This is a genomic window from Mesorhizobium sp. BR1-1-13 (assembly GCF_020165515.1).
Taxonomy (GTDB): domain Bacteria; phylum Pseudomonadota; class Alphaproteobacteria; order Rhizobiales; family Rhizobiaceae; genus Mesorhizobium.
Window position 1 is genome coordinate 269117 of sequence record NZ_JAIUIH010000004.1, and the last position, 14908, is coordinate 284024.

At 63.0% G+C, this 14908-nt stretch carries 14 protein-coding genes; 5 read left to right on the forward strand and 9 right to left on the reverse strand.

Features of this window, described 5'->3' with window-relative positions:
• Positions 1–2: 2 nt before the first annotated feature.
• Positions 3–1358, forward strand: coding sequence for a M24 family metallopeptidase (locus tag LB533_RS12020; RefSeq protein ID WP_140639027.1), 1356 nt, complete (start codon positions 3–5; stop codon positions 1356–1358).
• Here LB533_RS12020 and LB533_RS12025 read toward each other — a convergent pair.
• Together LB533_RS12025 and LB533_RS12030 are read right to left on the reverse strand one after the other, a co-directional pair.
• Positions 1323–2153, reverse strand: a complete 831-nt coding sequence (locus LB533_RS12025) for a phosphate/phosphite/phosphonate ABC transporter substrate-binding protein (RefSeq protein WP_140639028.1) — start codon at positions 2151–2153, stop codon at positions 1323–1325. The genes LB533_RS12020 and LB533_RS12025 overlap by 36 nt on opposite strands.
• A 91-nt stretch (positions 2154–2244) precedes the next feature.
• Positions 2245–3252 carry a fatty acid desaturase gene (locus LB533_RS12030; protein ID WP_140639029.1) on the reverse strand — a complete coding sequence of 336 codons (1008 nt, stop codon included), beginning with the start codon at positions 3250–3252 and terminating at the stop codon, positions 2245–2247.
• A 229-nt stretch (positions 3253–3481) separates the two neighbouring features.
• On the opposite strand from LB533_RS12030, the gene LB533_RS12035 reads away from it, so the two are divergent.
• On the forward strand, positions 3482–4339 hold the full coding sequence (locus tag LB533_RS12035; RefSeq protein ID WP_140639030.1) for a helix-turn-helix domain-containing protein: 858 nt from the start codon (positions 3482–3484) through the stop codon (positions 4337–4339).
• Between the two features lie 116 nt (positions 4340–4455).
• Positions 4456–5478, forward strand: a complete 1023-nt coding sequence (gene bmt, locus LB533_RS12040) for a betaine--homocysteine S-methyltransferase (protein WP_181169322.1) — start codon at positions 4456–4458, stop codon at positions 5476–5478.
• Positions 5479–5494: 16 nt separating this feature from the next.
• Here the strand turns inward: bmt and LB533_RS12045 are convergent, their stop codons facing one another.
• The 6 genes from LB533_RS12045 to LB533_RS12070 form a co-directional block, all read right to left on the reverse strand.
• A complete protein-coding gene (locus tag LB533_RS12045) occupies positions 5495–5758 on the reverse strand; it encodes a hypothetical protein (RefSeq protein WP_181169323.1) in 264 nt (87 codons plus the stop codon).
• Between the two features lie 203 nt (positions 5759–5961).
• The gene (locus tag LB533_RS12050) at positions 5962–8076 is read right to left on the reverse strand and encodes a vWA domain-containing protein (RefSeq protein WP_224677250.1); all 2115 of its coding nucleotides are present in this window, start codon (positions 8074–8076) and stop codon (positions 5962–5964) included.
• A gap of 2 nt (positions 8077–8078) precedes the next feature.
• Positions 8079–8639 (reverse strand): RNA polymerase sigma factor, encoded by a 561-nt coding sequence (locus LB533_RS12055; protein ID WP_224677251.1) that lies wholly within the window; start codon positions 8637–8639, stop codon positions 8079–8081.
• 183 nt (positions 8640–8822) lie between these two features.
• On the reverse strand, positions 8823–9560 hold the full coding sequence (locus LB533_RS12060; protein ID WP_224677252.1) for a dienelactone hydrolase family protein: 738 nt from the start codon (positions 9558–9560) through the stop codon (positions 8823–8825).
• Positions 9561–9665: 105 nt separating this feature from the next.
• The gene (locus LB533_RS12065; protein WP_224677253.1) at positions 9666–10355 is read right to left on the reverse strand and encodes a 4Fe-4S dicluster domain-containing protein; all 690 of its coding nucleotides are present in this window, start codon (positions 10353–10355) and stop codon (positions 9666–9668) included.
• Positions 10356–10444: 89 nt separating this feature from the next.
• Positions 10445–12019, reverse strand: a complete 1575-nt coding sequence (locus LB533_RS12070; RefSeq protein ID WP_140559618.1) for a trimethylamine methyltransferase family protein — start codon at positions 12017–12019, stop codon at positions 10445–10447.
• Positions 12020–12308: 289 nt separating this feature from the next.
• On the opposite strand from LB533_RS12070, the gene LB533_RS12075 reads away from it, so the two are divergent.
• A complete protein-coding gene (locus LB533_RS12075) occupies positions 12309–13007 on the forward strand; it encodes a corrinoid protein (protein ID WP_095764935.1) in 699 nt (232 codons plus the stop codon).
• 288 nt (positions 13008–13295) lie between these two features.
• Positions 13296–13922: a DUF1638 domain-containing protein gene (locus tag LB533_RS12080; protein ID WP_224677254.1), complete on the forward strand. Its 627-nt coding sequence runs from the start codon at positions 13296–13298 to the stop codon at positions 13920–13922.
• 81 nt (positions 13923–14003) lie between these two features.
• On the opposite strand, the gene LB533_RS12085 is transcribed toward LB533_RS12080, so the two are convergent.
• Entirely contained in the window at positions 14004–14846 is an 843-nt protein-coding gene (locus LB533_RS12085) for an acyl-CoA thioester hydrolase/BAAT C-terminal domain-containing protein (RefSeq protein WP_224677255.1), read from the reverse strand.
• Positions 14847–14908 lie beyond the last annotated feature (62 nt).

Below are 14908 nucleotides of genomic sequence, written 5' to 3' on the forward strand. Positions count from 1 at the left end.
CCATGGACAGCGCGGCGCCAAAGGGGAGCTTCGGCCGCCATCGCAAGATCATGCCGTTTGTATCAGGCTCGATCGAGGCGCTGCGCGGCGCCTCCCGCCGGAAGGCGGCCGATCTCAACCAGCATGTGCTGGGCTACGGCGCGATAGCCGAAGCGGAATGGGCGGCGGCGGACATTGCCGCCCCCGACCTGGCCGAAATGCGCAAATACCGGCTGGGGCGCATCCGCGCCGAGCTGAAGCGCCGCGGCTATGCCGGCGCCCTGCTCTATGACCCCGTCAACATCCGCTATGCCACCGATTCCACGAACATGCAGCTTTGGGTGGCGCACAACCCGACACGGCATTGTTTCGTTGCCACCGAGGGACCGGTCGTGCTGTTCGACTATTTCTCCTGCGAGCATCTGTCGGACCATTCCGGCGTCGTCGACGAGGTTCGCCCCGCCGTCTCGTGGATGTATCTCTATAGCGGCGAGCTCACCGACCAGAAGGTCCGCCGCTGGGCGGCCGGGATCGCCGATCTGGTGCGGGAACATGGCGGCGGCAGCGGCCGCATCGCGGTCGACCACCTCAACCCCGAAGGCGTCGAGGAACTGGCCCGGCTTGGCATTTCCATCGGCAATGGCGAAGCGGTGATGGAGAATGCCCGGCTGATCAAATCGCCGGACGAGATCGTTGCCATGCGCCGCGCCATCGTCGCCTGCGAGGCGGCAATGGGCGAGATGGAACAGGCGCTCAAGCCCGGCATCTCCGAGAATGAATTATGGGCCGAACTGCATCGCGGCAACATTGCCCGCGGGGGCGAATGGATCGAGACGCGGCTGCTGGCCTCCGGCCCGCGCACCAATCCGTGGTTCCAGGAATGCTCCTCCCGCGTCATCGAGGCAGGCGATCTCGTCGCCTTCGACACTGACTTGATCGGCCCCTACGGCTTCTGCGCCGACCTGTCGCGCACCTGGCTGTGCGGGGATGTGAAGCCAACCGACGAACAACGCGATCTTTTCCGCATCGCCGCCGACCAGATCGCGCACAACACCGAATTGATACAGCCGGGCACCTCCTTCCGCGACCTTGTCGACCGCTCGGCGGTGCCGCCCGGCGACTGTTTCCCGACACGCTATGGCGTGCTCTACCATGGCGTCGGGCTGGCCGACGAATACCCGACCTTGCCGCATGCCGACGACTGGACATCGGACACGCCGGACGGCGTGATCGAGCCAGGCATGGTGCTGTGCGTGGAGAGCTATATCGGCAGGCTCGGCGGGCGCGAGGGTGTCAAGATAGAGGAACAGGTCCTGGTCACCGGCACAGGCAACGAAAAGCTTTCAACCTATTCGCTGGATGCGAGGCTGCTCGGCTAAGCCGGCAAGCGCCTCGCGCATCGCGGCAACCGTTTTTTCCGGCGTCGTTTTCGCCGTGATGAAGGGCAGGCCTTTGCGCCGTCCCGTCCAGCCGACGACCTTCATCTGCCGGGCCGCCGGCTCGAAGCGCTGCGCCAGCGCCCAGCTCTCGCAGTCGATCGCCGCGACATCGGCCCTGCCCTCGGCCACGGCGACGATCGACGCGCGATGTCCGCCGCTTTCGCTGCGCGAGGAAAACACATCAAGGCTTTCGCCCAGCGCCTCCAGGTCGCGCGTCGGCGCGATGATACCGGACATGGAATCGAGGCTGTTGAAGGTGAAGCGTTTGCCGCGGATCAGATCGAGCGGGATGACGGGCCTGCCATTGGCAGGCCCAGGCACGGACGCCTTGCCGTCCGCCCGCATCACCAGCGCGCTCGAATAAAGCTCGCCCTGGCCGCCTTCGTAGAGGTCATAGCTCGGCTGGCCGACAAGCTGCACATGGCCGGCCAGGCCAAGCTCCATCGGCCCCCAGCAAGTCTGCGCGAACAGCAGTGCGGGATGCAGCCAGAGCTGGTGAAAATCGAGCGCGTCCGGCGGTAGTGTCGCTGGATCGGGCGCGATCAGGACGCCGGTGGCACTATGAATGCCGCCCGGCACCGGCGGCAGATCGCCGTTGCGGCGAATGACGGTCTCCGGTGCCTCGATTACCCCTCCTTGCCGAAAGGCATCGCGCAGCAGTGCCCATTGGGCGTCGACCTCGCTGCGCGCCTCGGGCCAGTCATACATCGGCAGCGCTGCAACGAATTCGCTCATGCCGGAATCTGACCATCAAATCTGGAGAAAGGATCGCAAAAACGCGCCGCCGGATTAAAAATAGCCGACACCGTCGGTCGTTTCGCAGGATTCATTCCTTGGGCGGCTCGGCCGGGACCGGCGCGGTGCCGAGCCCGCTGATGCTGCGCGCCCTGACGCGCGGCTTGAATGCCCTGCCCGGTTCCGGCTGACGCCGCAACACCGGATGCACGATCGGCTCCTTGGCCTTGAAAGCATAGGACCTGATCAGCGCGAAATAGTTGGGATAGGCATAGCCATTGTTCATCCGCAGCCATTCCTCGCGACGCTCGCGAAACAGCTGAGGCAGCCGGTACCAGGCCACCGTCGGGGTCTTGTGGTGGACGAAGTGCAAATTGTTGTTGAGGAACAGGAACGACAGCGGCGAGCGCTCGATGATCACCGTGCGGCCTTCCGGATGCTCGGACCATTGATGCTCGGCAAAGGTACGGATCGCGATCAGCGACTGGCCGAGCCACACAGGCAGGATATAGAGCCAAAGCGGGATGCCGAAGCCGAACTGCACGATCGGCGCCACGACGGCGAGGCCGATCGCATGCAGCAGCCAGGCTTTGCGGATGGCCTTGTCGCCAGCCATCATATGTTTAGCGTCGTCGATGAAGAAGCCGATGCAGGACAGCCAGGGACCGAGCAAGAACCGGCCGGCCATGGTGTTGTTGATCTTGAGCAGGAATTTCATTGCCCGCGGCAGGTCGTCATGCTGCCACAGCGCCTGGTAATAGCTCTCCGGATCGTCGAGCGGATCGGTCAGGCGCTCATCAGCATGGTGGCGCAGATGAAGCGTCCTGAAACGGCGGAACGGCCAGACCAGACCGATGGGCAGGAAAACGAAAGCCTCGTTGATCAGCGCATTGCGCGTCGGATGGCCGTGCAGCACTTCGTGCATGATCGACGACTGAAGTGCCAGCATGAAACCGAGCAGAGCGAGCGCGGGGATCGGATAGGACGGCCAGAGCAGTAGACCGGTGGCGAGCCATGCTCCGTAACAGAAGAAAGCGAGGGCTACGGTTGGCCACTCGATGGCCGGTGTATTGCGTCGCCTTATGCTCTTGCCATTCATGCTATCGACCACTGCCCCTCAGTCGCCGGAACCCCAGTGGCTCCTGACAGCATAGTGTCAGGAGAAACGATTCCACTCAACGAGACAAAGTGTACAAAATGTTGCGATTGCGCATTTTCAACCGCACATGTTACAGATTGTAAACATATCTAGAGATTCATTTGCGCCTGAAGCGCCTAGTGAGAACGTTTCGGCGAAAATTTTTCCTCATGATTCGGGGAGTTGGGAGATGGACAAAAGGGATCTGTCAGCAATTTTTCGGGAGCGTCTCAAGCTGCTCCTGACACGGTCCGACCTCAACCAGTCCGCCTTCGCCACCGCCGTCGGCATCGATCGGTCGGCGCTGTCGCAGCTGATGTCGGGCGCGTCGACGCGCCTGCCGCGGGCCGAAACGCTGCTTAATATCGCAGCCGAGTTCAAAGTGTCGCTGGATTGGCTGCTCGGCCTCAGCCAGGACGAGGGCGTCACCGGTGAAATCCGCGAGAGCCTGGAGATCGAGGAAGCCCCCGACGGTTTTGACCGCACGCTTCTGGCCAGATGGTTCGCCGAGGCCGCGGGCACCAAGATCCGCTATGTGCCGGCCGGCATTCCCGATCTTCTGCGGACGCACGCGCTGGTCGACTATGAGGCAAACATCACCAACAGGAGCCGGCTCGCACAGGCAAATGAGACGCAATACCGCATCGAATACAACCGGCGCCCGGAAACCGACATGGAAGTCTGCATGCCGCGTCACACGCTGGAGATTTTTGCACGCGGCCTCGGCGTCTGGGACCGCTTCCCGGAGGCCGACCGTCGGCAGCAACTCGCCCACATGGCGACGTTGCTTGACGATCTCTACCCGACTTTCCGCCTGTTTCTCTACGACGGCCGCATGCGTTATTCGATCCCGCTCACCATTTTCGGACCCTACCGCGCCGCTATCTATGTCGGCGACATGTATGTCGTGCTGAACGCCACCCAGCCGGTCCAGGCGTTGACCCGGCATTTCGACAATCTGATCCGGGCCGCCGACGTCAACCCGCATGAGGCAGCAAGCTTCGCGCGCAATCTGGCCGGCATGTCGTTCCCATCAGGTTCCGCATGACCGCGGGCACCCGTAACTGCGCCCCTTAACTGCGACTCCGCCGTCGCTATTTCATTGACTAGACATAAAGACTTCTTTATATCCTTATCCGAATTCAGAATGTGAAAGCCAATCCGATGACGACGACCAACCCGATCGACGCGCTGCTGGCGCAAAAAGGCGTGCTTTTGGCTGACGGGGCCACCGGCACCAATTTGTTCGCAATGGGTCTGGAGGCTGGCGAGGCTCCTGAGCTGCTGAACGAGACCGCGCCCGACACCATCACCAGCCTGCACCAGAATTTCGTCGACGCCGGCGCCGACATCATCCTGACCAATTCGTTCGGCGGCACCCGTCACCGGCTGAAGCTGCATCATGCGCAGGACCGCGTGCACGCGTTGAACAAGCGCGCCGCCGAGATCGCCCGCGCGGTTGCCGACAAGGCCGGTCGCAAGGTGATCGTTGCCGGCTCAGTTGGCCCGACCGGTGAGTTGCTGGTGCCGCTTGGCGCCATGACCTATGACGAGGCGGTCGACGCCTTCGCCGAGCAGATCGAAGGCCTCAAGGAGGGCGGCGCCGAGGTCGCCTGGATCGAGACCATGTCGGCGCCCGACGAGATCCGTGCCGCCGCCCAAGCGGCGATCCGCGTCGGCCTGCCCTATACCTATACCGGTTCCTTCGACACCGCCGGCCGCACCATGATGGGCCTGCTGCCGAAGGACATACACGGCGTCGCCGACGGCTTGTCGCAAGCCCCGCTCGGCGTCGGCGCCAATTGCGGCGTCGGCGCTTCCGACATCCTCGCCTCGCTGCTCGACATGACGCAGGCGAAGCCGGAGGCAACCGTGATCGTCAAGGGCAATTGCGGCATTCCCGAATTCCGCGGCACCGAAATCCACTATTCCGGCACGCCTGAATTGATGGCCGACTATGTGCGCCTTGCCGTCGACGGCGGCGCGAAAATCATCGGCGGCTGCTGCGGCACCTCGTTCCAGCACCTGGCCGCCATGCGCAAGGCGCTCGACGCCCACACCAAGGCGGATCGTCCGACCGTCGAGACGATCGTCGAGCGCATCGGTCCGATGCGCAACAAGGTGGCCACGGCGAACACCGCCGAGACCAGCGAGGCCCGCCGCGAGCGTCGCCGCAGCCGGGCCTGAAGCCACCGCTTTCTCATTATTCGCTGTTGTCGGCGTAGCTCGACTGCGCCGATTTGAGATCGACGACATGGTCGCCGCGCATCGTCATCAGCGCTCCGGATGAAACCGGATCGGTGATCTGCTCCAGCATGATGCGGAAACGATCGTTGGTCAGAGCCGACATGGCGGTGTGGCGCGCCTGCGCGACATCGTCGCCGATGCGCCTGGCTTCAGCCGATTGGGCTGCCGCCGAAGCGGCCCGAGCCTGCGGTGTCGAGTTGGCGGTAGTCCTGATCTGCAATTCCGGCTCCCTCAAGCCCCACACACTTGGCCGGCGTAACAAGAGGAAATTGCGATCCGGTACCGGAAATGCCGCGCAATTTAACGATCGCAGATTCCGAAAAAAGGCCGGCAAGGGTGAAATCCCTCGCCGGCCTGCCTCACCCGCCCGTGGGGCTTCTCCGTCGGAACGATCTCATCTGAAGAAACCGGCCGTCATCAACATTACCGGTTGTTGCCCAGCGCCGAGGCAAGGCGCACAAGCGAGAGGAACTCGGACCTGTACCCAAACGGGTCGCCTCCCCGGGCGGCAGTGGCGATCTCCATGATCTTGTCGTAGCCGAACTTCGCCGTCGCATCCTCGTCGCGCAGCTTCTGGCCGAAGGCCGCGACGGCGACGGAGAAACGCTGGTCGGTGCTGGCCTGGTCGAAGGATGCCACCTCGTTGGCCGACGTCACCGGCGTGGTGATCAGCTTCGAGACGTCTTCGTTAGGCAGCTTGTAGCGGATTTTGACGAAGGCATATTCGTCCGCATTGGCGACGCCGCCATTGTTGACCCCAGCCTGGCCATAGCGCAGCGGTTCGATCTGTTCGCCGCCGCTGCCCTTGGGCGTGATCTCGTAGATTGCGGTGACCGAATGGCCCGAGCCGATCTCGCCGGCATCGACGCGGTCATTGTTGAAATCCTCGCGGTTCAAGGCGCGGGTCTCATAGCCGATCAGCCTATACTCCGAGACCTTGGCGGGATTGAACTCGACCTGGATCTTCACGTCCTTGGCGATGGGGAACAGCGTCGAGGAGGCATCCTCGACCAGCACCTTCTCGGCCTCGGCCAGCGTGTCGATATAGGCGGCGGTACCATTGCCGTTCTGCGCGATGGTCTGCATCATCTGGTCGTTCAGATTGCCGCGGCCGAAACCGAACACCGAAAGGAAGACGCCGCTCTTGCGCTCTTGTTCAATCAGGCGCTTGAGATCGTCGTCGTCGCTCTGGCCGACATTGAAGTCGCCGTCGGTGGCGAGCATCACGCGGTTGACGCCGTCCTTGATGAAGGACTGCTGGGCAAGCTTGTAGGCCTCCTTGATGCCGGCCTCGCCGGCGGTCGAGCCGCCGGGCTGCAACTTGTCGATAGCGTTGAGGATCTTGTCCTTCTCGGCAACCTTCGTGGGCATCAGCACCGTGCCGGCATCGCCTGCATAGGTGACGATCGAGATGGTATCGTCGGTCTTCAGCTTGCTGACCAGAAGCCGGAATGCCGACTTGAGCAGCGGCAATTTATCCGGTTCGTCCATCGAGCCCGAGACGTCGATCAGGAACACCAAATTGGCCTTGGGCTGCTCGGCCGGCTTGACGTCGAAACCCTTGATAGCGACATGCATCAGCTTTGTGTGCGCGTTCCACGGCGTCGGCATGACGCTGACGGTCGAATTGAACGGCGTCGACGCCGCATCCGGCCCCTTCCAGTCATAGGGGAAGTAGTTGATCATCTCCTCGACCCGCACCGTATCGGCCTGCGGCAGGAAACCCTCCTTCAGCGAACGGCGCGCGAAGGAATAGGAGGCGGTGTCGACGTCGATGGAAAAGGTCGAGACCGGGTCCTCGAGTGCCGAATGCACCGGATTGGTCTTGAAATCCTGGACGCGGTCGCGATTGTCCTCCGGTGGTGCGATCTGGTCCGCCGGCGCCATGGCGGGCTGCTGCGGTGCTATCAATTTGGACATGCGTGCGGCTCGCGACGTGCTGGGCGCGGCAGTGCTATCCAGGGCGAACTCGCCCGTTGGCGCAGGTGGCGCAGGTTCCGCTGGCGCAACCTGTTCCTGCGCATTCTGCGGTGCCAAGCCTCCGGCAACGGCCGATTCGGATTTGCTCGGCGCCGCCAAGGCGTCTTTTGCGTCGCGGCTTTCCGCGTCGGCCTTCTTGTCTTTCTCCGGCGAACTCGTTGCGAGCGGTTCGTTGATCGCCTGATCGCCCGTCGCCTGTTTGGCCAGTGGCTTCACGGTGGCGGGCTTGTAGGCCAGCGTCTCGGTCATCTTTTCGCCGCCGCCGAAAGTGGACGGCTGTTCCCTCAGCATATGGAAAGTGGCGTATCCGGCGATAGGCAGGGCGACGAGCCCGGCAAGGGCCGGCGTGGCTATGAGTTTCTTTTGCATGATTTCGCTCCAGAGCTTTTGTGCTCGCTCTGTGAGACGAAGACCGCCGACCGATCCTTGGGTGGCGGCGGAAATATTTTCCTGGTCATAGGCGCGCATGGCGGCCTCGAAGGCGCGCGCCTTCGCGCTCTCGCCCGGCGCCGGGATCGCTATGTCGCGCAGTCTCTTGAGTTCGTTCTCGTCGACCATGATCACACTTCCCCGGCCGAGCGCATCAGCGTTTTCAGCCGTTTCTTCGCTTCATGGATGTGCCAGGAAACCGTTGTCTCCGAGATCGCCATCGCCTCGGCGGCGGCCGCGTGGCTCAAGCCCTCGCCATAGACAAGCAGCACGGCGTCGCGCTGCTTGTCCGGCAGTCGCCGAACCGCAGCCCACAGCGCCTCGGCAGGATCTTCCGGCTCTTCGCAAGTCTCGCCCGAAACCAGCGCATGGACGCCATAGGCTTCGGTCTTGACCGTCTCGCGGGCGCTCTTGCGCATCATGTCGCGCGCGGCGTTCAGCGTCATGGCATGGAGCCAGGTGGTGAAGGCGCTGCCGCCGCGATAGTCGCGGATCGCCTTGCCGAGCCGGACGCAGACTTCCTGCGCGATGTCTTCGGCATCCGCCTTCCGGCCGCACCAGCGATAGGCGGCGCGATAGACGAAATCATAGTGCCTTTCGAGCAATGTGCCGAAAGCCCCCTTGTCCCCGACCTTCGCCCGCCCGATCAGTTCGGCGTCGGAGGCTTCGCTCTCATCCAGCATCATCGCCATCATTTGCCTGTTGGACGAAGGCTAATGGCCAATCCTTGGGGTGAGGGAAAGATTTTTTTGGAAAGAAGCTCTTCCTTCGCCCCTTCACGGGGAGAACGTGCCCGAAGGGGCGGCGCGAACTCATGAAAGTTTACGCAGCCGCGTCCGGCGAATTAGGCTGGGCTTGCGTTTGGGCCGAAGGACCTACCCGAGCGTCTCGGAAAACAGGGTGATCAACCGGTTCCAATGCCGCTCGGCGCCAACATCGTTGTAGACGCTGTGGTCCGGCACGCACCAGCCATGCGCCATGCCGACATAATTCTCCAGCACGTAATCGACTTCCGCCGCCCTGAACGCCTCGGCCAGCCGCGCCGACTGTTCGGGCGGAAAACTCCTGTCGACGCCCGCCATGCCGACATAGACGCGTGCCTTGACCGACCCGGCCTTGCGGTGCGGACTGTCGGCCGCGTCGCTGGCGAGATTGCCGCCATGGAAACTGGCAGCCGCCCTGATGCGATCCGGATAGAAGGCGGCTGCGTTCAGCGCCCGCGCGCCGCCCATGCAATAGCCGACAACGCCGATCGGCCCGGTGACGCCTTCGGCAGCGAGTGCGTCGAGGAAGGCGCCGCTGTCGGCAATGGTCATTTCCTGCGTCGTGCCGCTGATCAGCGCCATCAGCGGCACTTTGGTTTTTTCCTCGACGAAGGCGGTCTTGGCATCGAACGGACCGTAGGGCGCGTTGCGATAGAAGAGATCGGGCACCAGCACGGCGTAGCCCTCCTCCGCCAGCCGCTCGGCCATGCCGTCGAGCGCAGGGCGCGGGCCGAAGGCATCCATGTAGAGGATGACGCCGGTCTTGGCCGGGGAAGCGTTGGCCTGGCGGAACAGCCCCGCCCTCGCCATACCGTCCTTGGTCTTGATCTGAAGGTCCTGTTTCGCCATCGCCAGCTCCGTTCGGTTGCTGGGCGATACATATCCGGGCACGCCGGCAGGGCAAGCTGTTGCCTGATTTTGGCAGTCAACATTTCGTGCGGCAGCGCGACGAGCTTACCGACCCGCGAACGCTGCCATGTGAAAGGCCTGCACCTCCGGGGGGTAGCGATAGGCTGTGCCGTAGGGGCAGGCATTGCGGTCGAGGCAGCCGCCGTTACGGCAGGGGCCGCCACTCGGCCCGCGCACATGCGCCAGGCAGGCTTGATGAGCGAACCCCTCCGCGGAATAGGCGTCGACCGGGCAGGCTTTCAGGCAGGGTTTATCGACACAGGCGTCGCAGAGATGGATCGCCTCGCGAGTCTCGGGAAGCGCGATCTCGTCCGCAAACAGCAGCGCGCCGCGATAGGCATGCCAAAGCCCATATCGCGAATGCATGAGGATGCCGAGCGGTGACGGCTTCAGGCCCTCGGCCCGCATCGCCCATTGCTGGAACGGCAGATAGGGCTTGTCGGAAGGCGAAACGGCGCGTGCGTCGAATTCTTCCGCTACCGCGCCAATGACCTGCCGGGACCAGGTATCGAGGGGATCGGCGATGGCCTGTGATTGACTGTCGCGCCAGCGCAGGAAATGCGGCCAGGGTGCCGCCCCCGCCTGCCCCACCAACAGCGCCGACCTGGCCGGTGCACCGGAGCGGCCACAAGGCGCCGCCTCGCCATCCGCAAAGGTAAGGCCGCCACGCAGGATGAGGCCGTTGGCCCCAAGCGCGGCCGCAATCTCCTCCATCCTGCCGCGCGAAAGAATCATCCCTTCTTGACCGGATCGGAGAAAGCGCTCCGCCAGACTTCCTTGTGGATGATGTTGGCGACTTTAGCCCCGCCTGACTCGGGCTCCTTTCACGTGAAGGCGTCGGGCATCGACCCCTTCTTCTTGGCGATGAAGTCCTTCAGCGCTTCGTCGATCGCCGGATCGAGGTGCGGCGCCTCGTAGCTCTCCAGCCAGCGGCGCGCGAGTTCGTTGGCGCGCTGCGGCGCGGTCTTCTCCCCTTCGGCCAGCCACTGCTCGTAGGAATTGTTGTCGGCGATGTTGGAACGGTAGAAGGCGGTCTGGAAATTCGCCTGCGTGTGGTCGCAGCCGAGATAGTGGCTGCCCGGCCCGACCTGGCGGATGGCGTCCATCGCCTGGCCGTTTTCCGACAGGTCGACGCCTTCGGAGAATTTTTGCGTCATGCCGAGCTGGTCGATGTCCATCATGAATTTTTCGTAGCAGGACGCCAGCCCGCCCTCGAGCCAGCCGGCCGAATGGAGGACGAAATTGGTGCCGGCCAGAATGGTCGAGTTCAGCGTGTTGGCGCTTTCATAGGCTGCTTGCGCATCCGGGATTTTGGAAGCGCAGAGCGAACCGCCGGTGCGGAACGGCAGGCCGAGGCGCCGTGCGAGCTGTGCGGCGCCGTAGGACACCAGCGACGGCTCCGGCGTGCCGAAGGTCGGCGCGCCCGACTGCATCGAGATCGACGAGGCGAACGTGCCGAACAGCACCGGCGCGCCCGGCCGGATCAGCTGCGTGAATGAAGCGCCGGCAAGCACCTCGGCAAGCACCTGGGTCAGCGTGCCGGCGACCGTCACCGGGCTCATCGCGCCGGCGAGGATGAACGGCGTGACGATGCAGGCCTGGTTGTGGCGCGCATAGACCTTCAGCGCGCCAAGCATGGTTTCGTCGAACACCATCGGCGAGTTGGCGTTGATCAGGCTGGTCAGGACCGTGTTGTTTTCGACGAAGTCGTCGCCGAACACCAGCTTGGCCATGGCGACCGTGTCCTCAGCACGTTCCGGCGCGGTGACCGAACCCATGAACGGCTTGTCGGAATATTTGATGTGCGCGTAGATCATGTCGAGATGGCGCTTGTTGACCGGTACGTCGACCGGCTCGCACACGGTGCCGCCCGAATGGTGGATCGAAGGCGCCATGTAGGCGAGCTTCACGAAATTCTGGAAATCCTCAATTGTCGCGTAACGCCTGACGCCGTCGAGGTCGCGCACGAAGGGCGGTCCGTAGACCGGGGCGAAGACGGTAGCATTGCCGCCGATCTGCACTGAGCGTTCGGAATTGCGGGCATGCTGGGTGTAGATGGAGGGCGCGGTCTTCAAGAGCGACCGGCAGAGCCCCTTCGGGAAATGCACGCGCTCGCCCTTGACGTCGGCGCCCGCCTCTTTCCACAGCTGCAACGCCTCCGCATCGTCGCGGAAGATGATGCCGATTTCCTCGAGCACCGTATCGGTGTTCTTCTCGATCAGCGCCAGGCCTTCCTCGTCGAGCACTTCATAGACGTTGATCTTGCGCTTGATGTAGGTGAGCTGGGTGCCGGGACCGCCGCCCGAACGCGCCGCCCGCCTTGCCGCCGCCCCGCCGCTGGCGCCGCGTCCACGTCGCGCGTTTGACGCTTCCTGGTCCACTGCCGCGTGTTCGCTCATGATCGTTCTTCCCTGAATTTGGACCGGCTTGATTAGCGCCCGGCCCGGAACCGTTGTGGCCGCCTATCGCGGCTTCCGGCGGATCGTAGCCATGCACCCTATTCGAAACGGCCCGTCCGCGCCAACGCCTGTCGCAAAATCGACAAGAAAACCGATAGATTTTTCAGTCGCTTTCCTTTTGCGGGAAGTCGCAAATCAGCTATGGATACGCGCCCCTCGCGGGTTAGGTATTGGCGCGTTGATTTTAAGCTGCCATGGTCGTTCCCGGCAGCAAGGAGCCTGAGAAACAATGTCCGACGACGAGATTATCCTCTCCGAGCTTTCCGACGACGAGTTGGTGCAGCAGATGCACGACGATCTCTACGACGGTCTGAAGGAAGAGATCGAGGAAGGCACCAACATCCTTCTCGAGCGCGGCTGGGCGCCTTACAAGGTGCTGACCGAGGCGCTGGTCGAGGGCATGCGCATCGTCGGCGAGGATTTTCGCGACGGCATCCTGTTCGTCCCCGAAGTGTTGCTGTCGGCCAATGCGATGAAGGCCGGCATGGCCATCCTGCGCCCGCTGCTCGCCGCCACCGGCGCGCCCAAGCAGGGCAAGATGGTGATCGGCACCGTCAAGGGCGACATCCACGATATCGGCAAGAACCTCGTCGGCATGATGATGGAAGGCGCCGGCTTCGATGTCATCGACCTTGGCATCAACAATGCGGTCGAGAAATATCTCGACGCCATCGAGCAGCACCAGCCGGACATTATCGGCATGTCGGCGCTGCTGACCACCACCATGCCCTACATGAAGGTCGTCATCGACACGATGAAGGAAAAGGGCATCCGCGACGACTACGTCGTCCTGGTCGGCGGTGCGCCGCTGAACGAGGAATTCGGCAAGGCGGTCGGCGCCGACGCCTATTGCCGCGACGCCGCTGTGGCGGTCGAGACGGCCAAGGACTTCATGAAGCGTAAACACAATGTGCGCGCTTCCGCCTGATACAAGGCAAGGCGGACGCTCGACAGACGAAGCCGCGCCTTGCAGCGCGGCTTTTTTGTTCCCAGATGTTGGGAGCAGCGGCGGTCAGGGTTTCTTGACGGTATCGTCAACGGCCTTCGCGGTAGACTTGATATCCCTGCCGACGCCGCGGACGGTGTTGGCACAGGCCGAAAGGGCCAGGGCACAAGCCAGGATTGTGATTGGCGCAATGCGTAACAGTTTCATCGACGGTTTATCCCTCTCTCGGTAGATCGCCCCACAGCAACGAAAGCCGGCTCGGCTGGTTTCATGAAGATGCCCAGACCCAAGCAGAATCAAGCGGACAAGCTGCTCATCATCGCCTGCGGGATGATTGCGCGCGAGGTGTTGGCCGTCAAGGAACAGCTCGGGCTTCATCACCTCGAATTGACATGCCTTCCGGCCGAGTTTCATTTCTATCCGGACCGCATCGCGCCGGCGATGGACAAGGCCATCGAAAAGGCCAAGGCGGAAGGCTACAGCAACATCTTCGTCGGTTACGCCGATTGCGGCACCGGCGGCCTGCTCGATCGGGTCTGCGAGAAGCATGGCGTCGAACGCATGGCCGGTCCGCATTGCTTCGCCTTCTACCAGGGCATGGATGCCTATGCGAAGGTCGCCGACGACGACATGATGTCCTTCTACATGACCGATTTCCTCTGCCGCCAGTTCGACGCCTTCTTCATGAAGCCGCTCGGCCTCGACAGGCATCCGGAGCTGATCAAGGACTATTTCGGCAATTACGAGAAGCTGATCTACCTGGCCCAGACCGACGATCCGGAGCTCGACAAGGTCGCGGAAAAGGCCGCGAATCTGCTTGGCCTCGTCTATGAGCGGCGCGCAACAGGCTATGGAGACCTGACGGCCGGGCTGGCCAAGGCCGCGGCTGACGTCTGACGTTGGCCGGGCTGCGGCCCTCCTGCGCGGCTATTGGCGATCGCCCTTTCCGAAGGCAAAGACAGGACGGATCGCCGCCTTCTACTGGAGAATGGCCTTGATCTGTTCCCAGGCCAATTGCCCCAATCTGGCGTCAGCCTCATCATTTCCACCATGCGCGTGCAAGGATGATCGCGGCGTCGTTTCGCCCGGCAGCAATACGCGATGACCCGCGTCCTCCGCCAGGACAAGTTGGGTCGGCAAACCGGCGTCGGCTCGCCGTTCCACAATTGAGGTCGCAAATTTGTCCGAGGGCCAAAGGGCATCATCGCGTCCTGCGACGAGCAGGATCCGGGCGTTGGACTTCTCCAAGGGTATGGTCGCCGCCTCGATCTTGGTTTCGTGCCTCTTCAGGCAATGTTCGAACAAGCTCCTGTAGGTGATAAGACCGTCTCTATATTCTGGCTCCCATTCAGGATCCGTGGGAACAAAGGGAAGTGGCCTGCCCCGCAGAGTCCAGGACGAGCGCTCCGGCCAGCTGATGCCATCGAGGCCAGCACCGATGTTTCCCCATACGACTGACGAAGGACTGAACGCGACGACTGCGCTGATACGCGAATCGTGCACTGCCGCCAGCAACGCGGCTTCGGCGCCTTTCGACGTGCCGACAAAGACGATCCGCTTGCAGCCGAGTTCCACCAGGCAGTCCGCCGCGGCAAAGAAAATCTCCAGCGGCACCTCGCAGATGCCGGCGGCTTGGCCCTCGTCCCCGAACCAGCGGAGCGCAACCGCCGTCGTTCCTTGACTAGCAAAAAGCCTGGCTCGCGACACGTCCACCCGACCGCTGGAACCGCCGAGCACCACGACCCCGGTGGTGCTGTCAGCTGCGGTCCGAAACATCTTTCCGGACAGTCCCCGCGGAAGGCTGTCGCCGTCTATCGCCATGGCAGGCTCACTTTCGACCCAGCCAGCCCGACGATCCTGTAAACAAGATCCGCATTTCGCCG

Bases quoted from the DNA above. Each gene is read 5' to 3' on its own strand.
- LB533_RS12020 (WP_140639027.1), top strand. From the start codon at position 3: ATGGACAGCGCGGCGCCAAAGGGGAGCTTCGGCCGCCATCGCAAGATC.
- LB533_RS12025 (WP_140639028.1), bottom strand. From the start codon at position 2,153: ATGAGCGAATTCGTTGCAGCGCTGCCGATGTATGACTGGCCCGAGGCG.
- LB533_RS12030 (WP_140639029.1), bottom strand. From the start codon at position 3,252: ATGAATGGCAAGAGCATAAGGCGACGCAATACACCGGCCATCGAGTGG.
- LB533_RS12035 (WP_140639030.1), top strand. From the start codon at position 3,482: ATGGACAAAAGGGATCTGTCAGCAATTTTTCGGGAGCGTCTCAAGCTG.
- bmt (WP_181169322.1), top strand. From the start codon at position 4,456: ATGACGACGACCAACCCGATCGACGCGCTGCTGGCGCAAAAAGGCGTG.
- LB533_RS12050 (WP_224677250.1), bottom strand. From the start codon at position 8,076: ATGGTCGACGAGAACGAACTCAAGAGACTGCGCGACATAGCGATCCCG.
- LB533_RS12055 (WP_224677251.1), bottom strand. From the start codon at position 8,639: ATGGCGATGATGCTGGATGAGAGCGAAGCCTCCGACGCCGAACTGATC.
- LB533_RS12060 (WP_224677252.1), bottom strand. From the start codon at position 9,560: ATGGCGAAACAGGACCTTCAGATCAAGACCAAGGACGGTATGGCGAGG.
- LB533_RS12065 (WP_224677253.1), bottom strand. From the start codon at position 10,355: ATGATTCTTTCGCGCGGCAGGATGGAGGAGATTGCGGCCGCGCTTGGG.
- LB533_RS12070 (WP_140559618.1), bottom strand. From the start codon at position 12,019: ATGAGCGAACACGCGGCAGTGGACCAGGAAGCGTCAAACGCGCGACGT.
- LB533_RS12075 (WP_095764935.1), top strand. From the start codon at position 12,309: ATGTCCGACGACGAGATTATCCTCTCCGAGCTTTCCGACGACGAGTTG.
- LB533_RS12080 (WP_224677254.1), top strand. From the start codon at position 13,296: ATGAAGATGCCCAGACCCAAGCAGAATCAAGCGGACAAGCTGCTCATC.
- LB533_RS12085 (WP_224677255.1), bottom strand. From the start codon at position 14,846: ATGGCGATAGACGGCGACAGCCTTCCGCGGGGACTGTCCGGAAAGATG.